Consider the following 11847-nt stretch of genomic DNA (forward strand, 5'->3'; position numbering starts at 1 on the left):
TCGCCGATATTGCTTTGACCATCATTTGCTTCTGACCTAGTCAAGGCGCCATTGCTTTCGTTTTAAAAAGGTGCCGGGCCATGATGGTTTTTGACAGAGACGACGTCACCTTCACCGTCGTCATCAATCACGAAGAGCAATATTCGATCTGGCCGACGTTCAAGGACATTCCAAACGGTTGGAAGGCGGTCGGCAAGACCGGCACGAAGAAGGAATGCCTCGATCACATCGAGCAGGTGTGGACCGATATGCGTCCGCTGACGCTGCGCAAATTCATGGACGAGACGGCTCCGCCGCAGAAGTCGGCATAGCCAAGGGAGCCCGTCGTCCGATGCGGCTTTATTGTCTGCCTTACTCCGGCGGCAGCGCCATGTTCTATGCACGGTGGCGCAGGCTGCTGCCGGCATGGATCGATGTTTGGCCGGTCGAATGGCCCGGACGCGGCGCGCGCATGGACGAGCCCTTGGCGAGCGATCCCCGGGCACTCGCTTCGCAACTCGCGTTGGAGATTCAGGCCCGGCTTGATGGTCCATATGCGTTGTTTGGCCATAGCCTCGGCGCGCTGATTGGTTTTGAGGTTGCCCACAGCCTGCTCGATCGCGGCGCACCGGTGCCGGCCATTTTCTTCGGCTCGGGCACGGAGGCGCCGGCCGTTCGAGACGGAAGCAAATGGCGCCTGCCGCTGAGCGACGAAGCGCTGCTGAAGGAACTGCGTAACCTGCAGGGCACGCCAGACGAGGCGCTGTCGAACGCGGAACTGATGCGGTCGGCGCTACCGGTGCTCCGCGCCGATTTTCTGATGTGCGGCGCCTATGGCTATCGACCGCGGCGTCCGCTGCCGTGTCCGGTCCACATCTTCGGCGGCCTCGACGACGAGACCAGCCGCGAATCGCTGCAAGCCTGGCGGCAGGAGACCGCAGCCGAATTCGCGCTCGACATGCTGCCGGGACATCACTTCTTCATTCACACGCAGCAGGCCGAACTGCTCGACCTGGTCGGATCGGCCCTGGCCCGGCAATCCGGACGATCGACTGGTTCGCATTGGAGCAAGGATCATGAGCGTATTCTCCGTCCTGCCACTCGTTGAGGGCAGCAGCCTTCCGCTGTTGCTCAAGGCCGACCAGGCCGGGCAACCGCTCGGCGCGGCACTTCCCATGTTGCGCGACACCATCGACCGGCATTTGACCGACTGCGGCGGTATCGTGTTTCGTGACTTCGTCCTCGATGGCCCCGACGCGTTCCGGGCGTTCGCAGCCGATTTCGGCCATCCGCTGCTCAGCTACGAATTCGGATCGACGCCGCGCTCGCAGGTCACGTCCGGCGTCTACACGTCAACTGAATACCCACCGCACCAGCATATTCCGCTGCACAACGAGCAGGCCTATACCCGGGATTGGCCGATGAAGATCTGGTTCTATTGCATGCAGCCGGCGCAGCAGGGCGGCGAGACGCCGATCGCCGACAGCCGCGCGATCTATCGCGATATGCCGTCAGCCATTCGGGAGCGTTTTGCCGAGAAGGGCGTGATGTATGTCCGCAACTACGGCAACGGCCTCGATGTCGACTGGCAGCAGGTGTTCGGCACCGATTCCAGGTCGGAGGTCGAGGCCTATTGCGCCCGGCATGGCATCGATTGCGAGTGGAAAGAGGACGGCGAACTGCGCACGCGCCAGATCTGCCAGGGCACGGCACGTCACCCGGTCACGGGTGATTGGGTCTGGTTCAATCAGGCTCATTTGTTTCACGTCTCGAATCTCGAGCCGGAGGTGCGTGAGAGCTTGCTCGACGTCGTCGGCGACGAGGTCGAGCTGCCGCGCAACGTGTTCTACGGCGACGGGTCGCCAATCGACGACGAGACGCTGACCACCGTGCGCAACGTGCTGGAGGCGCACAAGATCAGTTTTCCCTGGCAGGCTGGCGACGTCGTCATGCTCGACAACATGCTCACCGCGCATGCCCGAGCGCCGTTCAAGGGACCGCGCAAGGTGATCGTCGCCATGGCCGAAGCCCATCGGCAGAGCTGATCGATCCTCGCTGAGATTTCGATCGCCCCCGAAACTGGATTCTGAATCGCATGCACAAGGACAATCTCGTCGAACGACTGCGCGATCACGTCACGTTGCGTCCGGATCGGCCGGCGTTGCGCTTCCTCGAAGGAGATGACGTCGCTGAAGAGCTGACGTTCGCCGCGCTGGACGAGCGGATTCGGTCGGTTGCGGCACAGTTGCAACAAATGGGCAGCGCGGGCGAACGAGCGATCATCCTGCTGCCCAGCGGGGTCAACTATGCCGTCGCATTCTATGCGTGCCTGTATTCGGGCGTGATCGCGGTTCCAGCCTATCCACCGGAAGGTAACGCCGATCGCTATGCGGGACGTCTCACCGGGATTTTACGCGATGCGGCGCCTCGCTTCATATTGACGGAGACAGCTCTGCGGGCCGTCGTGGAGGCAGCGCTTCCCGAACTGACCAATGTCCAGATCGTTAACGTCGACGCTGTCGCGCAGGGGCTGGCTGCCGATTGGCGAGAGACGAGGCCCAGGGCGGATGCCGTCGCCTTCCTGCAGTATACGTCCGGGTCAACGTCCGAACCAAAGGGCGTTTGCGTCTCGCACGGCAATCTGACGGCCAATGAGCGTGCCATCCAGGCTGTTGCCGGAGGAACGCCCGACGACGTATTCGTCAGCTGGCTGCCGCTCTATCACGACATGGGACTGATCGGTGGGTTGTTGAATCCGCTGTTTGTGGGCTTTACCGGCGTCCTGATGTCGCCACGCAATTTTCTCGGACGGCCGCGACGCTGGCTTGAAGCCATCGATCGCCACGGAGGAACGATCAGCGGCGGACCCGATTTTGCCTTCTCGCTGTGTACCGATCGTATTTCCGATGACACCATCCGCCGGCTCGACCTCAGCCGTTGGAGATTCGCATTCTCCGGCTCGGAGTTTGTCCGGCGCGCCACACTCCAGAGGTTCGGGGAGCGGTTCAAGCAGGCCGGGTTCGACCAGCGTGCGCTGACAGCCTGTTACGGTCTTGCCGAAGCGACGCTGCTGGTCAGTGCCGGCGAACTCGCGTCCGAGACCGTCAGCTACACCCTCGATACGGCGGCACTCGCGGCAGGCCGCATTGCGGCCACCGACGAAGGCACCGATCTCGTGGCCTGCGGTCAAACGGTGGCCGGTCATGCCACGTGCATCATGCGCGCCGATGGATCGTCGACCCCAGAGGCTGACGAAGTCGGCGAGATCTGGGTCGCCGGTCCCAGCGTTGCGCTCGGGTACTGGAATAATCCGGTAGCCACCTCAAAGGCCTTCGTTGAGCGCGATGGCATGCGCTGGCTGCGCACCGGAGACCTTGGCTTTATCCAGGACGGCACACTGGTGATCACCGGCCGGCTCAAGGATTTGCTGATCGTTCGCGGTCAGAACGTGTATCCGACGGATGTCGAGCAGGCCGTCGAGGCGGATGTCGAGTCGGTTCGCAGCGGACGGGTGGCCGCCTTTGCGGTCGAAGTCGACGGACGGGAAAGCATTGGCGTCGCCGCTGAGTTCAGTCGGACCGTTCTCAAGCGCGGGAATCCCGAGGCTCTTGCTCAGGCGATCGGCGAGGCTGTGCTTCGACAGGCGCAGGAATATCCGGCTGTCGTCATCCTGTTGAATCCGCAGGGCATGCCGCTGACGACCAGCGGGAAGCTGCAGCGTTCGGCTTGCAGCGCGCGTTGGGCCGACAACTCGCTCGACAGCTTCATGGTCTTCGAACGAGGGCGTCGCCGCGATGGCGCCGCATTGACGGCACCCGCGAGCGATACCGAGCGTGCCCTGGCGTCGATCTGGCGCGATGCGCTCGGTGTGCAGGCTGTCCACCGGGAAGACGATTTCTTCATGTTGGGCGGAAACTCGATCGCGGCCGGACAGACCGCCGCTGCGATCCGCGAACGCTTCGGCGTCGAGGTGGAACTGCGCAGCTTCTTCGACGCGCCGACGCTCGCAGCTTTCGCAGGCCGGATCGATGCGCTGGTGGGTGAAGGCGCGGGTCGGGCTCTCCCGCCGATCCAGCGGGCGGCGCCGGCGAGCCGCATGACCTTGTCCCATGCCCAGGAACGGTTGTGGTTTCTCTGGAACGTGGACCCGGGCGGAACGGCCTACACGGTTGCGACCACGGTCCGGCTGAAAGGAAAGCTCGATCATGCCGCCTTGTCGCGGGCGATGGCGGAGATCGTTCAGCGCCATGAGGTGCTGCGCACCACCTTTGTCGCGCAAGAAGGTCGCGCAAAGCAGGTCATTCACGGCTCCCTGAGGTTTGGCATCCGCCACGAGGATCTCCGCTTATATCCCGCGCGGGGGCGCGCCGAACAGGCCGCGGGGATCGGCCGCGCCGAACTCGCCAAACCGTTCGATCTCGTCAACGGACCGCTGCTGCGGGCCGCCTTGTTGCAACTCACGGACGACGAGCACGAACTGTTGCTGCTCGCCCATCACATTGTCGTCGATGGGTGGTCGCTCGACGTGATGCTCAGGGAGTTGGCGGGGCTTTATCGCAGCTTCATCCGGGGCGACGTCGGTCCACCGCCGGCGCCGCTGATTCAGTATGCGGATTTCGCTAGCTGGCAACGCGATTGGCTCGCGCAAGGTGAGGCAGACCGGCAGCTTGCATATTGGCGCGCAAAGCTCGGCGATGCGCATCCGGTGCTGGCTCTGCCGCACGATCGGCCGCGTTTGGCGACGCAAAGCCATCGCGGAGATACGATCGGCCTTGCGATCGATGGAGCGCTGGCCGCCAAACTCCGCGAGACCGCCGGAAAGCATCGCACGAGTGTCTTCATGCTGCTGCTCGCGGCCTATCAGGCGCTGCTGTATCGCTATACGGGCCAGAGCGATTTGCGCGTCGGTGTGCCGGTGGCGGGACGCCGGCACGCGCAGCTCGAACGATTGATCGGTTGCTTCGTCAATACGCTGGTGCTGCGTGCGGAGATCGTCGATGGAGCGACGTTCCCGCAATTGCTCCAGCAAGTCAAGGAAGCGGTGATCGAAGCGCTATCCCATCAAGACCTTCCCTTCGAGATGCTGGTCGACGGTCTGCGGCCCGAACGCAGCGGCGGTCATAACCCGCTGTTCCAGGCGAAGTTCAACTATATGAAGGCGGCGAGCGGATTTGACGGCGTCGAAGGACTTGTTTCCGAAGTCGAGATTCTGGATCTTGCGGGTTCGCATTTCGATCTCGCGCTTGATATCGTCGATGGCGCCGACGGCATGAAGGCGACGTTCAATTACGCCACCGATCTTTTCGACCACGCGACGATCTCGCGGCTGGCGGCACAGTTTGGTTCGTTGCTCCGCCAGATCGCGGAAGATGCCGAACGCCCGGTATCGGAGTTCGTGATCGACGAAGCGAACCGGCAGGTCGTGTCAAGCCGGACTGCTGCGTTTCGGTTCACCGATGTGGTCAGTCGTTATCGCGCTGCGACGGCCGATCGGCACACCGCGGTTGCCATCCAATGCGGCAGCGAGTCATTGACTTTCGTGGACCTCGAGCGGAAGTCGGACGGTATCGCGCGCATGCTCGCTGCCAAGGGCGTGACACGGGAGGTGCCGGTTGCGTTGTGGATCGAGCGCTCTCCGGCTTTCGTTGCGGCGCTGCTTGGCGTGCTCAAGGCCGGCGGCGCCTATGTGCCGCTTGATCCGAAATGGCCGGTGCAACGGATCCGGGGGATTCTAGCGGACGGGGGCATTGAAATAGTGTTGGCGGCCGGTGAGAAGCTGGCCGAGGCGCTTGCGCTCGATTGCCTTGTGCTCGATGCGGACGCCAAAGCCAACTTGGATGAATGGGGAAGCGTGCTTGCGGACTGCACGATCCATCCCGGGCAAACCGCTTATGTGATCTACACGTCCGGATCGACCGGAGCGCCCAAGGGCGTCGCCGTCTCGCACGGTGCGCTGGCAAATTATGTGCAGGCCTTGCTGCAGCGCGTGCAACCGCCGCACCTGGCGAGCATGGCAATGGTCTCGACCGTTGCGGCCGATCTCGGTCACACCGTGCTGTTCTGCGCGCTTGCTTCTGGCGCAACGTTGCATCTGCTGCCACCGGAAACGGTGTTCGATGCGGATTCCTTCGCGCAGGCCATGCGCGACGGCGAGGTCGGTATTCTCAAGATCGTACCCAGTCATCTGCGCGGACTGTTGCAGGCGTCGCGCTCGGCCGATCTGCTGCCTCGCGATGTCCTCATTCTCGGCGGCGAGGCCTGCGACGCGGCTCTGTTGAACGAAATCCGTCAATTGCGACCGCAATGCCGAATTCTCAATCACTATGGTCCGACGGAAACAACGGTCGGTGCGGTTACCCATGAATGCGAGCCTGCAGGCGAGGTTGGTCCAGTTCCGATCGGCTTGCCGCTCGCCAATCTGCGCGCCCGTGTCCTTGACGACGCGCTAAACGAGGTGCCGATCGGCGTCGCCGGTGAACTCTATCTCGGAGGCGCCGGGCTGGCGCGAGGCTATCGCCGCCAAGCTGGCCTGACTGCCGAACGCTTTGTCCCGGATCCGTTCGGACCGAGCGGAGAGCGGCTGTATCGGACCGGGGATCTGGTTCGCTGCGATCAGTTGGGCCGGTTGTTGTTCCTCGGTCGCGGGGACGAGCAGATCAAGTTGCGTGGCTATCGCATCGAGCTTGGGGAGGTGGCCCGCGCGGTCAAGGCATTGCAGGAGATCGATGACGCGGTCGTTATTGCCCGCGCCATCGGAACGAGCGCCGAACGGCAGGAGCTCGTCGCGTACTGCGTTCCCCGGTCCGGCGCGACGCCGAAGGCGGACGCGATCAAGCAGCAACTAGCTGCCGTCGTGCCGGAATACATGGTGCCGTCGCGCGTCGTTCTGCTCGAGCGCTTGCCGCTGACGTCAAACGGCAAGGTGGATCGCAAGGCGCTTCCGGAGCCGGATCAAGAAACGGCTGTCGCGAGCTACTCGGCGCCTGAGGGAGAGATCGAGGAGGCCATCGCCGCGGTCTGGCGCGAGGTGCTCGGTCGGGACCGGATCGGCCGCAACGACAACTTCTTCGAGCTCGGCGGCGATTCGATTCTCAGCCTGCAGATCATCGCGAGGTTGCGCAAGCGCGGCATCCGTCTGACGCCAAAACAGGTCTTCGGACAGCAAACCGTGGCGCGCCTGGCCAATGTCGCGACGATCGCGGCGGTGCCTGCCGCAAGGCAGGAGAAATACACGGCGGAGACCGTCGTCGAGCGCGACCGGGTAACCGGCGTGCATCGCCTGCTGCCGATCCAGATCCGCTTCTTCGATGAGGACGCCGGCAACCGGAATCATTGGAACCAGGCGGTGCTGCTAGTCCCGCAGTCGCGACTTGACTGGGAGGTGCTGCGACGTGCGCTCGCTGCGGTCGTGGATCATCACGATGCGTTGCGCCTGCGGTTCGAACAGGTCGGCCGCACGTGGCGGGGAGAATATGGCGCAGCACCGGCGCCGTCAGAATTGTTATGGGTTCGCAGTGATGTCGGTTACGCCGCGCAGGTTACGGCGATAGCTTCTGGCGCACAGGCGAGCCTGTCCCTGTCGTCGGGTCCCCTGTTGCGCGCGGCAGCAATGGATCTTGTCGATGGCAGTCAACGGCTGCTGATCGCGATTCATCATCTGGCCGTTGACGGCGTCTCGTGGCGGGTTCTGCTGGAGGATCTGGCCGCAGCATACGATCAGCTGAAGCAGGGCGCTGCCGCTGCTTCGCTGCCGCCGAAGGGCGAATCCTATGCGTCTTGGGGAGAGCGGCTGCATGCCTATGCGGCCACCGCGGAACTTGCCGATGAACTGCCGTTCTGGCTCGCGAGCGGCGCGGGAGCAGACCTGCCCTGCGATAACGACCATGGCGGTCCGGATCTCGTCGAGGACGGCGACGAGGTGTCGCTGATCCTCGATGCCGAATTGACGTCGATGCTGCTGCAGGAAGCGCCGTCCGCCTATCGGACGCAGGTCAACGACCTGATGCTGGCGAGCCTGGCGCGCGCCCTCTCGCGCTGGGGCCGCGTCGACGATCTCAGCGTCGAACTCGAAGGCCACGGCCGCGAGGATATTTTTCCCGGAACGGATATTTCCTGCACGGTGGGCTGGTTTACAACGGCTTTCCCGGTGCGGCTCAATGATGGATCAAGCGACGACGCTTCGCTGATCAAATCGGTCAAGGAAAAGCTCCGTGCTGTTCCGAACCGCGGACTTGGCTACGGCGTGCTGCGCTATCTCGGCTCCGAGGAGCAACGCAACGCGCTGGCGCGGTTGGCGGAACCGAAGATCGTGTTCAACTATCTCGGCCGGTTCGACGGCAGCGTGGGTGCATCCTCGCTGTTTGATTTCGCACCGGAGAGTTCAGGCTCGTCACGAAGCGATGCCGCTCACCTCAGGGGCTGGCTCAACATCACCGGGCAAGTGCGTGAGGAACGTCTGCTTCTCTCCTTTGGATACGGGCGCAAGCGCTATCGGCGAGAGACGGTCGAGCGGCTGGCGCGAATGTATGAGACCGCGCTGCGTGAACTGGTGACGCATTGCTGCAGCGGCGCGTGGGGCATGACGCCGTCCGACGTTGCGTTGTCCGGCCTCGGCCAGGCCGATCTCGATCGGCTGGGGACCGCTCAGAACCTGCGCGGCGTCGAGGATATCTATCCGCTTTCGCCTATGCAGCAAGGCATGCTGTTCCACGCGCTCCGCGACGGCGTTGACGACGTCTATGTGAACCAGGTCGGGCTCGAAATGTTTGGCTTCGATGCCGGCAAGCTGAAAGCGGCGTGGCAGGTGGTGAGTGACCGGCACGCGGCGTTGCGGACCGGTTTTGTCTGGGAGCATTTGCCCGGCTCGGCGCAGCAGGTGGTGCACCGTCATGTGGCGGTACCTTTTGTCGAAGAGGATTGGCGCGATCGGGCGGCGGCGCTGGAGCGCAGCGGCGGGTTGGAAACCGCGCTAGCCGATGCGTCACGCCGGGAGCGCGAAAGCGGTTTCGACGTCTCCCGTCCACCGTTGCAGCGGGTATGTTTGATCCGTCTCGACGACACCAGGCACTGGCTGATCTGGACCCATCATCACATTTTTATCGACGGCTGGAGTTCGGCGCGGCTGATTGCGGAGGTGCTGCAGCACGTGAGCGGCGGCACGTTGCGGGCCGTGCAAGGCAACTATCGCGACTACATCGCGTGGCTGCGGGGCCGCGATCATGCGGGCGCCGCCACGTTCTGGCGCGATGCGCTGGAAAAGCTGGACGCGCCGACCTTGCTGGCAAATGCGTTACCATCGCGTGACAGGGAGGCGGCAGGTCACGCCAGCATCGCGCTTGCGGTGAGCGCGGAGTTGACCGAACGGCTGAAGTCAGTTGCGAAGCGGGAGCGGGTGACGCTCAACACGCTCACTCAGGCGGCATGGGCGCAGTTGTTGCGGCGGCATTCGGGGCAGGGCGCAGTCTGCTTCGGGGTCACCGTATCGGGCCGTCCGGCAGAGCTGGCCGGCTCCGAGGAGATGGTCGGCCTGTTCATCAACACGCTGCCGATCATCGACGCCCCGAATCCGCAAGCCAGTGTCGGCGATTGGCTACGCCAGTTGCAGGAGCAGAACCTGGCTTTGCGCGAGCATGGCTGGACGCCGCTGTACGAGATCCAGCGTCTTGCCGGGCATGCCGGGCAGACCCTGTTCGACAGCATCCTGGTGTTCGAAAACTACCCGGTCGACGAGGCGTTGCGGAGAACCGGCGAAGGCGGCCCTCGCCTCGGGCGCGTCGAACACGTCACGCCCACGAACTATGCGTTGGCGCTCGCCGTGTTCGCCGGAGCGGATGCGCTCAAGCTGGAGTTCAATTACGACCGGACCCGTTTCGACGGAACCGGGATCCTGCGTCTGCGAGACGGCTTGCGTGGATTGCTGGAGCAGATCGTGGCCAATGCCGAGCGGCCGTTGGGTAATCTCGGATTGCCCGACAATGATGAAGCACGGCAAGTTTTGAACTGGAGCGGCGCAGCGGCATTGGCGGCATCGCGTTCGTCTCCCTATGTCGGCGTCGTCGCGCATATCGAGGCGCGGGCCGCGCAAGCGCCCTCGTCGGTTGCGCTGGTGTGGGGCGCTGAGTCAGTCAGCTATGGTGAGTTGAACGCCCGGGCCAACCGGCTGGCGCGACGTCTTCGCCGCTGGGGCATTGGTCCGGATCGCCTGGTCGGTCTGGCGCTGACGCGCAGCCCCGACATGATGGTCGCGCTGCTGGCTGTCCTGAAGGCCGGCGGCGCTTATCTTCCACTCGATCCGGACTATCCAGACGATCGCCTTGCCCACATGCTGCGCGACAGTGCGACGAGGCTGGTGCTTTCGGAACGTGCGCTGCTCCAGCGTCTTGCGCCGGTGCTGCGTGAGACCGGAATCGAGGCCTTGCGCCTGGATGAGCCGCAGCAGTGGCGCGCCGGTGACGATGCGAGCAACCTCGATATCGAAATCCACCCGGACAGCCTCGCCTATGTGATCTACACGTCGGGTTCAACCGGAACGCCGAAGGGCGTGGCGGTCTCGCACGGACCGCTCGCCATGCATTGCGAGGCGATTGGCCGCCTGTATGCGATGAGCGCCGGCGATCGGGAATTCCAGTCGGCTTCGATTAACTTCGACATCGCCCACGAAAGATGGCTGGTGCCGCTGATGACGGGCGGGTCGCTCGTTCTGCCATCCAGGCCGGGCCTGCTGATCGACGATCTCATCGGCGAAATCATGCGCAATTCGGTCACGGTGCTGTTTCTGCCTCCGTCCTATGCCGACCAGTTGAGTGAAGCGTTGCGACGCAGCGGCCGACGTCTTTCGCTGCGGGTTTGCATCGTGGGCGGCGAAGCCTGGTCGGATGCAGGAATAAAGGCGTTTCGCCGGGCATCCAATGTCGATCTTCTGATCAACGCCTATGGCCCAACCGAGACGGTGATCGCGCCGACGGCATGGATGGTCGACGAGGCTGCGTTGACGCCGGGTCAATACGGGCCGATCGGACGGCCCGTTGGCTTCCGGTCCGCCTACATCCTCGACGCCGAACTCAACATGGTGCCCGCCGGCGTGACAGGCGAGTTGTTCATCGGTGGCGTGGGATTGGCGCGCGGCTATTTGAAGCGCAGCGCGCTGACGGCGGAACGGTTCATTCCGGACCCCATCGGTGGCGAGGGCGGACGTCTCTACCGGACCGGGGATCTGGCGCGGTGGCGGGCTGACGGCGTGATCGAATATGTCGGGCGCGCTGACCATCAGGTGAAGATTCGCGGCTTCCGGATCGAACTGGGGGAGATTGAAGCGCGTTTGCTGGAGCAGCGCGGCGTACGCTCCGCCGTCGTGGTGACACGCGAGACAAGCATGGGGCGCCAGCTGATCGCCTACGCGAGCGGAGAGCGGACGCTTGAGGGTCGGGCGCTGCGCGAAGCGTTGTTGGCGATGCTCCCGGACTACATGGTTCCCGCGGTAATCGTGGTGCTTGAGCAACTGCCGCTGACCCCGAACGGCAAGATCGACCGGCGGGCGCTCCCGCCACCACATGACGGCGCTCTGGCAGGTCGCGGCTATGCGGCGCCCGAGGGCGAAATCGAGATCGCGCTGGCGCGGATCTGGGCCGAGTTGCTTGGCGTCGACCGGATTGGACGCAACGATCATTTCTTCGAACTCGGCGGGCACTCGTTGATTGCGGTGCGGCTGCTCAGTCGGGTGTCTCAGGAACTCGGCGTGTCGATGCAGATTTCGGATCTGTTCGTTCATCCGGAACTCGCCCAGTTCGCCCGGATCGTCTCGATCAGGCTGATCGAGCGTGAGTTCGATGCAGAAGAACTTCAAGATCTGATCGCATCGGGAGTGTGACA

General features: G+C 63.7%; 4 protein-coding genes. All 4 read left to right on the forward strand.

Features of this window, described 5'->3' with window-relative positions:
- Nucleotides 1-80 precede the first annotated feature (80 nt).
- The 4 genes from ACSQ84_RS02765 to ACSQ84_RS02780 are packed head-to-tail and all read left to right on the forward strand — an operon-like array spanning nt 81 to nt 11845.
- A complete protein-coding gene (locus tag ACSQ84_RS02765) occupies nt 81-311 on the forward strand; it encodes an MbtH family protein (RefSeq protein WP_436210110.1) in 231 nt (76 codons plus the stop codon).
- 20 nt (nt 312-331) lie between these two features.
- Entirely contained in the window at nt 332-1087 is a 756-nt protein-coding gene (locus tag ACSQ84_RS02770) for a thioesterase II family protein (protein WP_436210111.1), read from the forward strand.
- Nucleotides 1056-2024: a TauD/TfdA family dioxygenase gene (locus tag ACSQ84_RS02775; RefSeq protein WP_436210112.1), complete on the forward strand. Its 969-nt coding sequence runs from the start codon at nt 1056-1058 to the stop codon at nt 2022-2024. Before ACSQ84_RS02770 ends, ACSQ84_RS02775 begins: the two co-directional genes overlap by 32 nt.
- 50 nt (nt 2025-2074) lie before the next feature.
- On the forward strand, nt 2075-11845 hold the full coding sequence (locus ACSQ84_RS02780; protein WP_436210113.1) for an amino acid adenylation domain-containing protein: 9771 nt from the start codon (nt 2075-2077) through the stop codon (nt 11843-11845).
- Nucleotides 11846-11847: the final 2 nt, after the last annotated feature.

The organism is Bradyrhizobium sp. LjRoot220 (genome assembly GCF_964252915.1).
Classification (GTDB): Bacteria; Pseudomonadota; Alphaproteobacteria; order Rhizobiales; family Xanthobacteraceae; genus Bradyrhizobium.